Annotated in this window: 17 protein-coding genes; 2 read left to right on the plus strand and 15 right to left on the minus strand. The window is 48.9% G+C overall.

Features of this window, described 5'->3' with window-relative positions:
* Positions 1-54: 54 nt before the first annotated feature.
* Together vrrA and ACW9JV_RS10980 are read left to right on the plus strand one after the other, a co-directional pair.
* Complete coding sequence (gene vrrA, locus ACW9JV_RS10975; protein ID WP_457334173.1) at positions 55-417, plus strand: VrrA/YqfQ family protein; 363 nt, start codon at positions 55-57, stop codon at positions 415-417.
* A 146-nt stretch (positions 418-563) separates the two neighbouring features.
* On the plus strand, positions 564-1511 hold the full coding sequence (locus tag ACW9JV_RS10980) for a 4-hydroxy-3-methylbut-2-enyl diphosphate reductase (protein WP_457334175.1): 948 nt from the start codon (positions 564-566) through the stop codon (positions 1509-1511).
* Between the two features lie 46 nt (positions 1512-1557).
* Here the strand turns inward: ACW9JV_RS10980 and ACW9JV_RS10985 are convergent, their stop codons facing one another.
* From ACW9JV_RS10985 to ACW9JV_RS11055, 15 genes are all read right to left on the minus strand, one after another.
* Entirely contained in the window at positions 1558-2676 is a 1119-nt protein-coding gene (locus tag ACW9JV_RS10985; protein WP_457334177.1) for a Nif3-like dinuclear metal center hexameric protein, read from the minus strand.
* On the minus strand, positions 2663-3394 hold the full coding sequence (locus tag ACW9JV_RS10990; RefSeq protein WP_457334179.1) for a tRNA (adenine(22)-N(1))-methyltransferase: 732 nt from the start codon (positions 3392-3394) through the stop codon (positions 2663-2665). Before ACW9JV_RS10990 ends, ACW9JV_RS10985 begins: the two co-directional genes overlap by 14 nt.
* 59 nt (positions 3395-3453) lie before the next feature.
* A complete protein-coding gene (cccA, locus tag ACW9JV_RS10995; protein ID WP_457334181.1) occupies positions 3454-3807 on the minus strand; it encodes a cytochrome c550 in 354 nt (117 codons plus the stop codon).
* 142 nt (positions 3808-3949) lie between these two features.
* Complete coding sequence (locus ACW9JV_RS11000) at positions 3950-4504, minus strand: hypothetical protein (RefSeq protein ID WP_457334183.1); 555 nt, start codon at positions 4502-4504, stop codon at positions 3950-3952.
* 107 nt (positions 4505-4611) lie between these two features.
* Complete coding sequence (rpoD, locus tag ACW9JV_RS11005) at positions 4612-5730, minus strand: RNA polymerase sigma factor RpoD (RefSeq protein ID WP_026700327.1); 1119 nt, start codon at positions 5728-5730, stop codon at positions 4612-4614.
* A 122-nt stretch (positions 5731-5852) separates the two neighbouring features.
* Positions 5853-7679, minus strand: a complete 1827-nt coding sequence (gene dnaG, locus ACW9JV_RS11010; protein WP_457334185.1) for a DNA primase — start codon at positions 7677-7679, stop codon at positions 5853-5855.
* Between the two features lie 27 nt (positions 7680-7706).
* Complete coding sequence (locus tag ACW9JV_RS11015; RefSeq protein ID WP_457334721.1) at positions 7707-8147, minus strand: DUF188 domain-containing protein; 441 nt, start codon at positions 8145-8147, stop codon at positions 7707-7709.
* Between the two features lie 141 nt (positions 8148-8288).
* The gene (locus ACW9JV_RS11020) at positions 8289-9107 is read right to left on the minus strand and encodes a pyruvate, water dikinase regulatory protein (protein ID WP_457334187.1); all 819 of its coding nucleotides are present in this window, start codon (positions 9105-9107) and stop codon (positions 8289-8291) included.
* A gap of 33 nt (positions 9108-9140) precedes the next feature.
* The gene (locus tag ACW9JV_RS11025; RefSeq protein ID WP_457334723.1) at positions 9141-9779 is read right to left on the minus strand and encodes a helix-turn-helix transcriptional regulator; all 639 of its coding nucleotides are present in this window, start codon (positions 9777-9779) and stop codon (positions 9141-9143) included.
* 140 nt (positions 9780-9919) lie between these two features.
* Positions 9920-12007, minus strand: a complete 2088-nt coding sequence (glyS, locus tag ACW9JV_RS11030; RefSeq protein WP_457334189.1) for a glycine--tRNA ligase subunit beta — start codon at positions 12005-12007, stop codon at positions 9920-9922.
* Entirely contained in the window at positions 12000-12890 is an 891-nt protein-coding gene (glyQ, locus tag ACW9JV_RS11035) for a glycine--tRNA ligase subunit alpha (RefSeq protein WP_457334191.1), read from the minus strand. The genes glyS and glyQ overlap by 8 nt, the downstream gene beginning before the upstream one ends.
* Positions 12891-13188: 298 nt before the next feature.
* Complete coding sequence (gene recO / locus ACW9JV_RS11040) at positions 13189-13932, minus strand: DNA repair protein RecO (protein WP_457334193.1); 744 nt, start codon at positions 13930-13932, stop codon at positions 13189-13191.
* A gap of 19 nt (positions 13933-13951) precedes the next feature.
* On the minus strand, positions 13952-14086 hold the full coding sequence (locus ACW9JV_RS11045) for a YqzL family protein (RefSeq protein WP_457334195.1): 135 nt from the start codon (positions 14084-14086) through the stop codon (positions 13952-13954).
* A gap of 92 nt (positions 14087-14178) precedes the next feature.
* On the minus strand, positions 14179-15081 hold the full coding sequence (era, locus tag ACW9JV_RS11050; RefSeq protein ID WP_457334197.1) for a GTPase Era: 903 nt from the start codon (positions 15079-15081) through the stop codon (positions 14179-14181).
* The gene (locus ACW9JV_RS11055) at positions 15074-15475 is read right to left on the minus strand and encodes a cytidine deaminase (RefSeq protein WP_457334199.1); all 402 of its coding nucleotides are present in this window, start codon (positions 15473-15475) and stop codon (positions 15074-15076) included. The genes era and ACW9JV_RS11055 overlap by 8 nt, the downstream gene beginning before the upstream one ends.
* Positions 15476-15490: the final 15 nt, after the last annotated feature.

Genomic DNA, 15490 nt, shown 5'->3' on the forward strand with positions numbered 1-15490 from the left:
AACAGGGCAAAAACACAGCTGTCACCATCATGATCAGTAGAAAGGATGAAACAAATGCCTGATTTTTATTATGACCATCCCCGTGTGCCGGTCCCATTCGGTCCACCTGAACCGCCTCCCCCGCCATTTCATTACCAGCATACAGGCATCCCCTCGTTTCTGTTTCCAAACGATCCACAGCGGATGCCGGCTTTGCAGCAATTTCTTCCTCAACTGCAGCAGGTGCTTCGTTTCGCCCAAACCGCAGCTCCCTACGTGAAGCAGTATTATCCGATCGTCCGCCAGCTTCCGACATTTTTGAAACTGCTTTCGGCCGCACCGGCTTCCGGTCCGGTTCAGACAACTGGTGTCCATGATTACTCAGAGGATGTGGATGATGAAACGTGGGAAACACCGCCGCCGAAACTTTATGTGTAAAAGACGAAACATCCGCTCTTCTTTTACATTTGGCAGCACAGATAGTATAATAATCATAGCATTTCACCAGAAGTGAGACGGTGATGCAGGCGTCTGTTTTCACAGATGACATTGATCTATTTGATTCAGTTTCAGAGGAGGCTGTTATGGAAGTAATTAAGATTGCCCCGCGAGGATACTGCTACGGTGTAGTGGATGCAATGGTTATCGCAAAACAGGCTGCCCAAAGTGTAGACCTGCCGCGCCCCATTTATATACTGGGAATGATCGTTCATAATACACATGTGACAGAAGCGTTTGATGAGGAAGGTATCATCTCTCTGGACGGGCCCAACCGTCTTGAAATACTGAGAGAGGTGGAACAAGGTACCGTCATTTTCACTGCTCACGGCGTCTCCCCGGAAGTCCGCGAACTCGCAGAAGAAAAAGGACTTACTACCGTGGACGCAACCTGCCCGGATGTAACCCGAACCCATGAATTAATAAGCAGCAATAGAGAAGCAGGTTATCATGTCATTTACATTGGGAAAAAAGGTCATCCCGAGCCGGAAGGTGCAGTAGGCATGGGTCCTGATATCGTTCATCTGGTGGAAACCAAGGAGGATATCGAGGAACTTGAGATTCCGACTGAAAATATCACCATCACCAATCAGACGACCATGAGCCAGTGGGATGTTTCTGATATCATGAACGCAGCGTTGGAACGTTTTCCAACCGCTGAAATTAACAATGAAATCTGCAAGGCCACCCAGGTGCGTCAGGAAGCTGTCTCGGAACAGGCCGGAGATGCTGATCTGATGCTTGTTGTCGGCGACCCTAAAAGTAATAACTCGAACCGGCTCGCCCAGGTTTCCGAGAGTAACGCAGGCACACCTGCACGTCGGATTGCCGATATTACCGAGCTTAATCTCGCGTGGCTGCAGGGAATTGAGAAGATTGCTGTAACCGCCGGCGCATCGACGCCGACACCGATCACCAAAGAAGTTATCGATTTTCTGAAGCAGTACGACGAAAACGACCCATCCACCTGGAATACCGAAAATAAAGTGGAAACATCAAGAATCCTCCCTAAAGTAAAAAGCAAAGCGAAATAAAGACAAAGACCGGTTCTCTTTATGGAAAACCGGTCTTTGTCTTTTTTCAGCGGAATGTAAATGGTTCGGTGGAGATGGTGGAGGCGTAAAATGTGATATCGTACGCTGAGAGGTCGATCAGGCTTTCCATTTTCCGTCTGACGCCCTCTTTCATAATCTGTTCGATATGGTGTCCAGGATCTATTGTGTTCAGCCCCTCCATGGCCGCATCCTGAGCGGTATGGAAATAAAGATCTCCGGTAATGTACACATCGGCGCCGCTGTGCAGTGCGTTCTTCCAGTATTTATTACCGTCTCCACCAAGCACGGCAACTTTGCGCACTTCTGTCGGTTCGCGTCCTGCTGTCCGGAGGTTCTTAACACCCAGGGAATCCTTTACGTGCTGGATAAACGCGTCATAAGAGAGCGGTTCGCGCAGATACCCTGTTCTGCCGAGGCCCATGACCTCTCCCTCAAGATCGAGTGGATAAATATCGTAGGCAGGTTCTTCATAAGGATGGGCTTCCTCCAGCGCCTCGATAACCTGCGGCATAATCGTTTCCGGTACCACCGTTTCCATTCGTTTTTCCGCCGCAAACTCCATTTTCCCCTGTGTTCCAAGGTACGGATCCGTGTTGTTGCCCGGGATAAACGTCCCTGTCCCCTCTGTGGCAAAGGTACAGTGGCTGTAATCCCCGATGTGTCCGGCCCCTGCATTCCCAAGAGCGGACCGGACTGTTTCAACATGATCTTCCGGCACAAAGGCAGTCAGTTTCTTCAATGGAATGTCAAACATCGGAACGAGCACTTCTGTTTCTTCCAACCCGAGAGCCTTTGTGAGCATATCATTGACGCCCCCGTCTGCAATGTCCAGATTCGTATGAGCTGCATAAACCGTGATATCATTTTTGATACACTTTTCAATAATGGATCCTTTGCCCCCGGAGGTCTCGATTGATGACAATGGCTTAAAAATAAGGGGGTGGTGGGCAATAATCAGATCAATGTTTTTATCGGCTGCTTCCTCCACTACCTCGTCTGAAACATCCAGAGTCGTCATCACCCGCTGTACCGGTTTGTTCAGCGTTCCGACCATCAATCCGACATTATCTCCATCTACAGCATAAGAACGGGGGGACCATTGTTCAAAGACCCGTACAATATTCTTTCCGTCAGCTTGTTTCACAGTGGAGTACCTCCTCTGCCAATTGGATTTTTCTCATCAGTTCCTGCTTTTTTCCCCTTACCTGGTCAGGATGTTCCGCCTTTGTCAACTGTTCAAGAACCCTCTTCCATTCTTCTTTTTCCCGCATCCATTTTTTTATAAAAACACTTTTTTTCTGTCTCATTAAAAAAGGGCCGAATAAAAGCTCTGCCTCTTTGGCATCGAGGGAGCTGCTGTAAGGCAGATGCGGATCGCCGGGAACAGCCGTTAGAATTTCGTATATTTTATTATTTTCTTCGAGGATATCTTCAGATTTCAGGACCCAGTTATTGTTTATGAACCAACGCCGGATTTCTACGGCTCCCAGGTTCGGCTGAAGAATCAAACATCGGAGACCTTCCGTCCAGGCTTTCCCGTCTTCCAGAATGGACGTGATCAAGGATCCCCCCATCCCCGAAATGATAACAGTGTCAACATTGTCTTCTTCCCGTAGTACGTGCAGTCCGTTACCGGACCTAATGTGTATTCGGTGCTCCAGCTGCTCTTTTTCTACATTCGTTTGCGCAGCTGCCAGCGGCCCGGTATTCACGTCAGATGCGACGGCATGCGGCGCCAGGTTATGTTTCACGGCATAGATAGGTATGGCTCCATGGTCCGTACCGATATCGGCAATAACAGAACCCGCAGGGATTTTTTCCGCAACGGTACGAAGCCTCTCTGATAGTATTTCGTGATTCATGGTTTTACGTATTTCCTCTCTTTTATATCAAAAGAAGGAGGAACGCACGTCCTCCTTCTTTATTCTTCTGACAGTGACATTAAGTATTCCGCAACGGCCTGGGCTTCTTCCGCTGTTGCGATGCCGCTCGGCATATCTCCTTTGCCGTTCTGCGCGATATCGGCAATTTCTTCGGCCGACAGTTTATTTCCGACATCGGTCAATGCAGGACCGCTTCCTCCTTCAAGGTTCTCCCCGTGACAGGAAATACAGTTTTCATTCACCACTTCTTCTCCGCGTGCCACCGGGTCCTGTTCTCCTCCTTCTTCTCCGTCACCCGCCTGCTGGTTGACTCCGACAAGAGAGAGCCCCAGGGTCAGCAGAAGACCGGCAACCGCGATCAGGAAAAATGGAATGAGAGGTTTGCCTTTCATGACTTTTCCCCCTTTAGCCTATGTACTTGGATGTAATCATATGGATGCATTATTTATCATTTTACTTTATTATCCGCAGCAAGAAAAGCCTCCGCGCATACATTTATAGTTTTTGTCACATCGTGTTCAAATATCCATTCCTTTAACCGGCAATAGCAAATAGGGCGGATAGAAGAATTCCAGCTCCTCCTGCCCATATCAGGTACGGAAGACGCCAGTAAAAACCAGCCATCAACCAGACCGAACAATTCAGGAGAATCGTCAAATAAAGCAGTATATTGTTTTCTTCAAAACGCATGACACTTGTCGTACTTCCTGTAAACAGGATGACAGCACCTGCAGATAAGAGGAGATGAAACAGCACACTGTCCTGTTTTCTTGCAAAAAAAGCCATCCCAAATACCGCCCCAGCAAGTATCAGGTGCGACAGCGTTTGCAATAGCAGGGAAAAAGAAGTAAAATAAATTACAATAAATGTTAAAGCTACAGCGGCAACCGACGCAATCAGCATCGCTATTAATCGTTTATCCAGGGAGGTGGAGGAAGCGGCGGCGGGAGCTTCATCCTGAATCTCTTCCGCTTCCTCCCCTTCTGAATAAAGCATGAGAAGGAAATTGCAGTATTCATCCGGAAGCAGCTGGCTCGCCTTCCAGTATTTTATTTCTTGTATCACTATGTGCTTGCGATCTTCATCCATACGAATTCTCCTCTGCCCGGTTACAGAAGCCGGAACCGCAGCGTTCTGCATAAAACAGGAAAAGATTGCCTCTTTGTGGCGGTAGAGACAATCATATGCTCTTCCTATTAGTCCAGAAAGTCTTTCAGACGTTTGCTGCGGCTTGGATGACGAAGCTTCCGCAGCGCTTTTGCTTCAATTTGACGGATCCGTTCTCTGGTCACGCCGAATACTTTACCTACCTCTTCAAGCGTGCGGGTTCTGCCGTCATCGAGACCAAAACGCAGACGAAGCACATTTTCTTCTCTGTCCGTTAACGTATCCAGCACATCCTCCAGCTGTTCTTTCAGCAGTTCATAAGCAGCTGCATCAGATGGTGCTGTGGCTTCCTGATCTTCAATAAAATCTCCAAGGTGGGAATCGTCTTCCTCGCCGATCGGAGTTTCCAGGGATACCGGCTCCTGGGCGATTTTCAGTATTTCCCTTACCTTATCCGGTGTCAGGTCCATTTCCTTGGAAACCTCCTCCGGTGTCGGTTCCCGGCCGAGATCCTGAAGAAGCTGGCGCTGAACCCTGATCAGTTTATTGATCGTTTCCACCATATGAACAGGAATGCGGATCGTTCTCGCCTGGTCGGCAATCGCCCTTGTGATAGCCTGGCGTATCCACCACGTAGCATACGTACTGAATTTAAACCCTTTATCGTAGTCGAATTTTTCAACAGCCTTAATGAGCCCCATATTCCCTTCCTGGATAAGGTCCAGAAAAAGCATGCCGCGTCCGACGTAGCGTTTAGCGATGGAAACGACAAGACGGAGGTTTGCCTCGGCAAGCCGCCGCTTCGCTTCATCATCGCCTTCTTCAATCTGTTTGGCGTACGTGATCTCTTCCTGCGCGGAAAGGAGTGGAACCCGGCCGATTTCTTTCAGGTACATACGAACGGGATCATTGATTTTGATCCCCGGGGGCACACTCAAGTCATTTAAATCCAGTTCTTCTTCTTCTTTTTCCACTTGTTCCATGCTGGGGACTTCCTCCCCCTCATTCAGCAGGTCAATGCCCTGTTCTCCGAGATATTCGAAAAACTCGTCCATTTGTTCCGAATCCTGGTCATATGGTGCCAGTTTTTCCGTTATTTCAGCATATGAGAGCACTCCCCGTTTTTTACCGGTTTCGAGCAGCTGCTCTTTCACTTGATCGATCGACATTTCACCTTCCGCGAGCGGACGCGTTGGTTTCTCGGCCATCTCGATCCCCTCCTTCCAATCTTCAAACCGCTGTATCTCTTTTGCACACTTGACCGTATTTTTTATTTTGTTCAAATCATCAGTAATAACCCAAAATAACTCTCTATCTTACTTTAAGGAGTTTATTTTTTCAAGGCTTTATTCATGTTAATAATTTCGTTTCCAAGCCTGGCAGCAAGTTCAAAGTCCTGATTTCGTTCAGCTTCTTTCTGTTTTTGCTGTATTTGTTCTATTTCTACCCATTTCGGGTAATTTTTAATCTTGTCCATATAGTCAACTAATTCATTTTCCGACATGTCGTCTGTAATGTCAAGCATTGCAATGTCGGAAGCTTCTTTTATCAGCTCAGGGTCATCAAGATGATTGATAAATGCTCCTGGATCAGCCGTCCTGTGTTCTGCGTAATAGGCATAAAGATGGGCAGCAAGAGCGATGTGCTGATCGAGGTTGAAATCACCCCCGAGCCTCTGCTGTACTTCCATGCATGTGCCCCTGTCCCTCATCATATGAGCGAGCAGATAGCGTTCCGCGTTTTGATACGCCGGAAGCAGCCTGGTACCGGCATAGTGATCAACACCACGTCTATTGTTACCTTCTTCCTGCCCGGCGCTTCGCCTTGCCGCGTATTTTTTCCCGCCGTGCTCTTTATAGATGCGGTACTGTTCCTGTTTCAGGGCATCCAGGGAAAGAGAAAATTCATCAGCCAGCTGTCTCAGATAAAAATCGCGTTCCACAGCCCGCGGCAGGGCGGTCATTTCTGTTAAAACTTCTTCGATATAGCGCAGCTTTTCTCCTTCGTCCTGAAGATTTTTATCCTTCTTTAATGCCTGTATTTTGAAACTCATGAAAGGAAAAGCTGCTTCGATCACTTCTTTGCGGAAACGTTCCGGGCCGTACATCTGAATGTAATCATCCGGATCCGTCTCGGCAGGAAGCATGGCCGCTTCCACGTGCAGCCCCTGTTTTTCAAGAACCTCTCCCGCCCTCCAGGCGGCTCCTTGTCCCGCATTATCTCCATCGTAGCAGATTATAATACGTTCGGTGTTTCGGCGTATTATCTGGGCCTGTCTATCTGTAAGCGATGTTCCAAGCGACGCAATGCCGTTTTCCACGCCGGCTTTATTCGCGGCAATGACATCTGCGTACCCTTCAAAAAGGACAGCGGCATTCTCCTTACGGATGGCTTTTCTTGCAATATCAAATCCGTAGAGTAGTTCATTTTTATGAAAAAACGCCGAGTCCGCACTGTTTAAATACTTAGGTTCCGCCTCTCCGAGGGTTCTTCCGCCGAATCCAGCCGTTCTGCCGCGCAGGTCGCGGATCGGAAACATTATTCTGTTCCGGAACCGGTCCCGCAGTTCACCGGTGGATTCCTGACGGTACAAAAGACCGTGTTCTTCCATCTTCTCAAGGTCAAATCCGCGTTTATCAAGCAGACCTTTCAGTACTTCCGGCTGATCCGGGGAGAAACCGAGCTGGAACCTTTCCATCATCTCTACTGTGATCCCCCGTGCTGTAAGGTAATCATAAGCCTGTTTACCCTGTTCCGTGTTCATTAACACATGGTGATAAAATTTGGCCGCCAGTTCGTGACCTTCATGATGTGCCGAATATTCAGCATCCCCTGACCCATTCGGGCCGGAAGAGTCAAGATCCGGCACGGCCACACCGGTTTTATCCGCCAGTTTGTTCACCGCTTCGACAAACGGAACGCCTTCCATCTCCATGACAAACGTTATGGCGTTTCCGCCGGCTCCACACCCGAAACAGTGATACAGCTGCTTTTCCGGAGAGACGGAAAAAGACGGTGTTTTTTCACCGTGAAACGGACAGAGGCCCAGGTAATGCTTTCCCTGTTTTTTCAGCTGCAGATGTTCACTGACAACATCGACAATATCAAGGGACTGTTGTATCTCTGTAATGGTTTCTTCCGGTATGAAAGCTGCCAACACTTCATCCCCCGCTTTACCAGCTGATCATTCTACCGCCTCGTAAAGTTCTTTCAGAGCTTCTGCAAACCGGAGACGGTCCGGTTTTTTCATGGGAGGCGGTCCTTTTAGTTTCGTTTTTCCCTGTTTTGCCTTGATGCCTTCGTGACGGCCGGTAAGCAGTGCATCTGTGTCCTGTTTCCGGAAAATCCTGCCCCGCGGGGAAACAGGTACAGCACCTTTTTCGAGCATCATGGCAGCAAGGCCGTTATCTCCGGTAACTACAATATCGCCCGCCCCGGCATGATTGTAGATGTAGACATCCACCGCTTCCGCTTCGTTATCCAGAACAACAGGGGTGGAGTGGTACGTTTGATTGGAAACATGGGACAGAGTAAAAACAAAATACGAGACAATGCCGTGATCTGCAGCAAACGAGTCAATTTCCTGTTTGACTGGACAGGCATCGGCATCTGTATAAATAATTATTCACGATCCACCCTTTCTATTTCGACAATTCTATACAAATTCCTGCTTTTCAGCAGAAGATATTCTGCCGGCGGTGTCATAAACATGTCCCGCAAAACAAAAAAGCTGCGCGGGAAAGAGCAGCTTTTCAGTTTTGAACACTCAACCTTTCTGAAACATGTTTGCAATTAAATTGGCTGTTTCTTCCACTGCTTTACTGGATACATCGATGACTGTACAGCCGATCTGATCCATCACCTTGCGCGAATGGGCCAGTTCCTGTTCAATCCGTTCCCGTTTGGCATAATTGGCTTCCGCTTTCAGTCCGAGCGATTTCAGACGTTCCGTCCGGATATCATTCAGTTTCTCCGGGCTGATGCTGAGGCCGATGCATTTTTTCGACGAAATGTTAAACAGCTCTTCCGGCGGTTCCACCTCCGGAACGAGCGGGACATTCGCGACCTTCAGCCGTTTATGGGCAAGATACTGGGATAATGGTGTCTTGGACGTCCGCGACACACCAATCAAGACGATGTCAGCCCGTAAAATGCCGCCGGGATCCCGGCCGTCATCATATTTCACTGCAAATTCGATCGCTTCCACTTTACGGAAATAATCTTCATCTAACCGGTAGACCAAGCCCGGTTCGTATTTTGGATTCATTCCAGTGACAGCCGTCATTCTTTCCAGCATGGGACCGATAATATCGACGGTCTCCACTCCCTCTTCCTGTGCCCGTTTCAGCAGGTAATTATTCTTTTCCGGGATAACGAGGGTGTAGGCAATCATGGCATGTACTTCCTTCGCAAGCTCGATGACTTCCTCAATGGTTCCTTCGTCTTCCACATACGGTATTCTCCGGATTTCCATGCCGCGCTCTCCGAACTGGCTTGCTGCCGCTTTGACTACCAGTTCCGCCGTTTCTCCGACTGAATCGGAAACAACGTATACAATGGGTCGCTGGCCGTTGATCGAATCCATCCCCCATCCTCCTTGCCGTCAAAAAATTTTCTGTCAGTCCATCCGATCGTGGGAGAGATCGACAAGCACTTTTGTCATGTTCGTTTTCGTCACTCTCCCAATCACTTCATACTGCTGATTCTCCACTTCTTTAACCACCGGAAGCGCATCAATCTGTTTTTCTATCAGTTTGTTCGCCACTTCAATCAGCAGATCGTCTTTTCGGCATATTTCGATATTCGGCATTCTGGACATAATAATGCTCACAGGCATTGCTTCCAGATCCTGTTTGCCGATGCTTGCTCTGAGCAAATCTTTCCGGGAAAGGACCCCGACTAGACAAGCCCTGCTGTTTACGACAAACAAAGTTCCGACGTCTTCCAGGAACATCGTACAGATCGCATCATAGACAGAATGGGATTCATTGACGACCACTGGAATGGATTGGTAATCCTGAACCGTCAATTTTTTCACTTTTTCTGTCAACAACTGGGAGCCTGTTTTACCGGTGAAAAAATAACCCACCCGGGGACGGGCATCCAAAAATCCGGCCATCGTTAAAATGGCAAGGTCCGGACGCAGCGTAGCGCGGGTTAACGATAGTTTTTCAGCAATGTGCTCCCCGGTGATGGGTCCGTTTTCTTTTACGATATTCAGAATATACTCCTGCCGGTCCGATAGTTCGATTATCATCACCGCCTTTAGGCCGCCTCTTTTCCTGCAGCGGTCTCTATCTTTCCTCCATTATATCCTACTGTATGAACAATGACTATTTTCAGGTTTTATTTCACAGCCGGACGTTTCAGAAACGCCGGCAGATAAAGTATGACCGGTCAAGAAGAGAATACAATCTGCCGGAAATCGGCGAAGCGCCTGATTTCAGCTGACAGGTTCTTCATGAGTGCAAGACGGTTGTTCTTCAAGACGGTATCATCCGTCATCACCATGACGTTGTCAAAATACGAATCAATGACCGGTTTCAGTTCTTCCAGCTGCTGATAGGCCGATGCAATGTCCGCCTTTTCGAGTTCATCCGGCAGCTGACTGCCGAGGGTCTGATAAGCTTGATGGAGATTGACTTCTTCCTTTTCCCGGTGCAGGTTTTCATCCACTTCCGGCAGGTTATCCTCTGCTTTTCGTGCAATGTTGGTGACCCGGCTCAGTGCTTCGACCGTGTCCTTAAAAGAGACGTTTCCGGACACTGATTGCAGAAAGGCAGCTTTTCCTGTGATTTCACGGACCTGACTGCCGGGATATTCAAGCACGGCATCCGCGATGTCGTGGCGTATCCCCTGTTCAGCCAGCTGGTTTTTCAAACGTAAACGGAAGAAAGAAAGGATATCCTCTTTCACTTCGGCAGCAGGGCGCTGCAGAATCCCTGCTTTTTCTGCTTCCTTCACAGCCTGATCAATAAACATATCAAGTGGCACAGCCGCCTCATGTTCCATTAATATCCGGCATACTCCTGCAGCCTGCCTCCGCAGGCCGTATGGATCCTGCGATCCGGTTGGAATCATTCCTATACCGAAACAAGCCGCGATTGTATCCATTTTTTCAGCAAGTCCAAGAACCGCTCCCGGAAGCGATGCCGATACATCGTCACCTGCATGTTTCGGCTTGTAATGTTCGCGGACCGCCTTTGCGGTTTCCGGCTGTTCTCCAGCAAGCACTGCGTATTTTTCCCCCATCAATCCCTGCAGTTCGGTGAATTCATCCACCATCAGGGTGACAAGATCAAACTTGGAAATCGCTGCAGCCCGCTTTGTATAGGCCGCGTCCCGTTCATTCAGGTGCAGCACGTCTGCATAAGCTGCGGCCAGATCCTCGACCCGGCGGACTTTGTCCCCGATTGTCCCGAGATCTTCCTGAAATACAATCGCATCCAGCTTGACTGTGGCTTCATCCGGCGCCAGTTTCTGATCTTCTTTATAGAAAAATACGGCATCCGACAATCGGGCCCGGATCACTTTTTCATTTCCTTTTTGCACATTTTCCAGATGCTCGGCGTCGCCATTGCGCACGGTGACAAAGTAGGGGAGCAGACGCCCGGACGCATCCTGCACAGGAAAGTAGCGCTGGTGTTCCTGCATGGAGGTGATCAGCACTTCTTCCGGAAGTTCCAGAAAACGTTCCTCAAACCGGCCGTAAAGCGCGGTTGGATACTCCACCAGATTATTTACCTCTTCGAGCAGCTCTTCGGTGATTAAAATGTTCCAGTTCTCTTTTTCCGCCAGATCATGGAGCTGCCGCCAGATCGTTTCCTTTCGTTTTTCAGGCTCCACCAGCACATAATGATCAAGAAGAGCCTGTTCATACGAACCGGCACCGCTGATATCAACTGCGCCGCCGAGCACCCGGTGGCCGTAGGATCTTCTTCCGCTTTCAATGTCAGTTATGGAAAACGGAATAACCTCTTCACCGAACAGTGCCGTCAACCAATGGATCGGGCGTACAAAACGAAGGGAGTAGGTACCCCAGCGCATATTTTTAGGGAACGTCAACCCGGTAATGACTTCATGGATACCGGTAAGAAGCTCAACAGCCGGGCGTCCTTTCTTTTCATTGCGGACAAAAACATAATCGGTTCCTTTGACGTCTTTAAAATAAAGATCGTCCAGGCCGGCACCCTGACCGCGGGCAAAACCGGAAGCCGCCTTGGTCCAGTTTCCCTCTTCGTCTACAGCAATGCTGCGCGCCGGTCCTCTTGCTTCCTCCACCACATCTTCCTGGACAGAAGCCAGCTCGTTCACCCTGACTGCCAGCCGTCTCGGAGTGGAAAACGCGTCAATGGATGTATAAGACAGACGGTTATCCGTCAGCCACTCCCCGACTTTCTGCTGCAGCTGATGCATCGCGTCTGTAACAAATCGGGCCGGCATCTCTTCCATTCCTATTTCAAGCAGAAAATGCTCGTTACTCATGACGGGATTCCTCCTTCTCTTTTAGCATAGGAAAGCCGAGCCTCTCTCGCTCTTCATAATAGGCCGCCGCACATTTGCGGGCCAGATTGCGGACTCTTCCAATGTAACCCGTTCTCTCGGTTACCGAGATCGCTCCCCCTGCATCGAGAAGGTTAAAGATGTGGGAACATTTCAGGACATAGTCATAAGCTGGAAACACAAGGTTTTCATCCAGAGCTCGTTCCGCTTCTTTTTCTGCCACGGCAAATTCTTTGAAAAGCATGTCGTGATCAGCCACATCAAATGTGTAGCGGGAATGTTCATACTCCTGCTGAAGAAAAACATCGCCGTAAGTAAAGCCGTCCACCCAGGTAAGATCGAAGACATTTTCTTTGTCCTGTATATAGGAAGCGAGCCGTTCAATCCCGTAGGTGATTTCCACTGCGACCGGTTCCGCATCGATACCTCCGACCTGCTGAAAATATGTGAACTGCGTGATTTCCATCCCATCGAGCCAGACTTCCCAGCCGAGACCCCAGGCGCTCAATGTCGGAGCCTCCCAGTTATCTTCTACAAAACGGATATCGTGTTCTCTCGGATTGATGCCGAGTTCTTCCAGGCTCCGCAGGTAAATATCCTGAATATCGAGCGGGGATGGTTTCATAATTACCTGGAACTGGTGATGCTGGTAGAGACGGTTCGGATTTTCTCCGTATCTTCCGTCCGCCGGTCTTCTCGATGGTTCCACATAGGCCACGTTCCACGGCTCGGGACCAATACTGCGCAGAAACGTCATCGGATTCATCGTGCCGGCTCCCTTTTCCACATCATACGCCTGCATAATCAGGCAGTTCTGTTTTGCCCAGAAGTTCTGGAGCGTTAAAATCATGTTCTGAATATCCATGAGCCTGCCTCCTTTTTTATCACTAAAAAGACCCGTCCCTATATACCAGGCGGGTATATAGGGACGGGTCGAGACGATCCGCGGTTCCACCCTATTTGCCTGCATTTTCCGGCAGGCCGCTTTACTGACAACGAATGCTCCGGAACGCCTTCATCATCTTGATTAACGCAGCTTTCACCATCCTGCGCTCGCTTCGTAATCAGAGGATCACTACTACTTTCCTTCGACGCACTATAAACACTGTATCATAATCATACTGACCGGCAGCGGAATTTGTCAAGCCATGGGTTACATTGATTTATTCCCATTTATGCATCTGTTCCAGGAACCGTTTCGATTTCAGCTGAAGACCGGTATATTCCTGATAATAGGAATCCAGAACGAGACCGATTTCATCCTTCGTTTCCTTTTTCAGCGATATATCACCGAAACGTCCGATATCAAGATGAAAAAAAGTGCGGAGCAGCTGTACGGTTTTCGGATGTATCCCGATTCTTCTGTCGTCAAGATGGAAGCAGCGCTGGCATAAAAATCCGGCTTCCTTAATGGAAAAATGAAACGTCCCCTCTTTGTTTCCACAGGAGACGCATTCTTCAAGTACCGGTTTGATACCGGCCTGCGCTGTCATTTTCATTTCAAATATGCGGATCAGCACTTCCGGATCATCTTCCTCATTCATCCGCTGCAGAAGCTGTAGCAGCAGTTCAAATAAATATGGATTTTTTTCGTTTTCTTCCGTCAGTTTGTCCAGCAGTTCCAAGAGATAGGAGGCATACGCGGTCCGGACGATATCACTGCGGATCGTCCGGAATGAATCGATCGTATCCCCCTGGTTCAGCGTCTTCATTCCAGTCGATTTATAATAAAGAAATGAGGCGTACACAAACGGCTGGGAGACGGCAGCAAGTCTGCTTTTTGGTTTTTTCGCCCCGCGGGCCATGACCGAAATCCGGCCGGCCTCCCGTGTGAAAAGCTTGAGTATGCTGTTTGTTTCTCCGTATGCAAAGGTGCGCAGTACAATTCCTTCTGCTTTTTCAAGCATGGCTTACCTTCCCTGTCTGTTATTCCAAGTCCACCCGGGAGTCATCTTCGCCTCTCTCCAGAGTGTTTTGTTCCATTTCCTTTGCCAGTAAATAAGCGTCGATATTTCCTGTCAAGTAAAATAAGTCCCATGGCAGTTGTTCTTCCTCAGGCATGACACACACCCCTTTCGCGGAAGTCATGAAAGCTCTGCTATGGTTAGGATGTCATTCCTTTTACCGGAACATGCCCTGTAATATTTGCCTGATCAGTATTCCTCTTCCGAATATCCGTATTCATTCAGTTGAAAGCGGCTGTTCCGCCAATCTTTCTGAACTTTCACCCAGAGATCAAGATACACGTTCGAGCCGAGAAGGGACTCGATGTCCGCTCTCGCCCGTTTCCCGATTTCCTTCAGCATGCTTCCCTGTTTTCCTATAATGATGCCTTTCTGGGAGGAGCGTTCCACGACGATAACCGCAGCAATATAGACAGCACCTTCCTCCCGTTCTTTCATGTCCTCAATGTATACGGCAATGGAATGGGGAACTTCATCTTCGGTAAGGTGCAGGACTTTTTCCCGTACCAGCTCGCTGACCACGAATCGTTCAGGATGGTCGGTCAGCTGGTCTTCGGGATAAAACTGAGGACCTTCTTCAAGATAACCGGTGATCTGCTCGATTAACGTATCCACATTGTTTCCCTGCAAGGCTGAAATCGGAACTACTTCTGCAAAATCAGCCTTCTCCCGGTATCCGTCAATCTTTTCAAGAAGCTGGTCCGGATGGAGCTGATCAATCTTATTGATCACGAGAAACACGGGGGTGGAAATGGCCTTCAGCTGTTCCAGAATAAACGCTTCCCCCGGCCCGTACCGGTCATTCGCATCAATCATAAACAATACAATATCAACATCCTGGAGCGTCTGTACCGCGGATTGCACCATAAAATCACCAAGTTTATGTTTTGGTTTATGAATGCCCGGTGTGTCGATGAAGATGATCTGTGCGTCATGGCCCGTGTATACACCCTGGATTCTGTTTCTTGTTGTCTGTGGTTTGTCGCTCATAATGGCAATTTTTTCACCGAGGACGTGGTTCAGCAGTGTCGACTTTCCGGCATTGGGCCTGCCGATAATAGCGGCAAACCCCGACTTGAATCCTTCAGTCATGCTGCATATCCTCTGCTTCAAAGGCTCCCGGGAGCAGTTCCGCCATCGTGGTTACCTTATAGTCACCCTGCAGATTCGCAAGGATGATCCGTGCATCCTCCTTTAAAAACTCCGAAAGAACCTGTCTGCACGCGCCGCATGGCGATACCGGTCCAGGCGTGTCCGCTGTTACGGCAATAGCCGAAATATTCTTGCCGCCGCTGCTGACCGCATTAAAAACAGCCGTCCGTTCTGCGCAGTTGGATAGACCGTAGGAAGCATTTTCAATATTGCAGCCGGTAAATACTTCCTCTCCCCCGCTCCACACGGCAGCACCGACCGGAAATCCGGAATAGGGAACGTAAGCTTCTTTTCTGGCTTCCACTGCTTTTTGGATAAGTTCCTTCTCGTTCATGTTTACATCGCTCCT

The organism is Salibacterium sp. K-3, assembly GCF_054052005.1.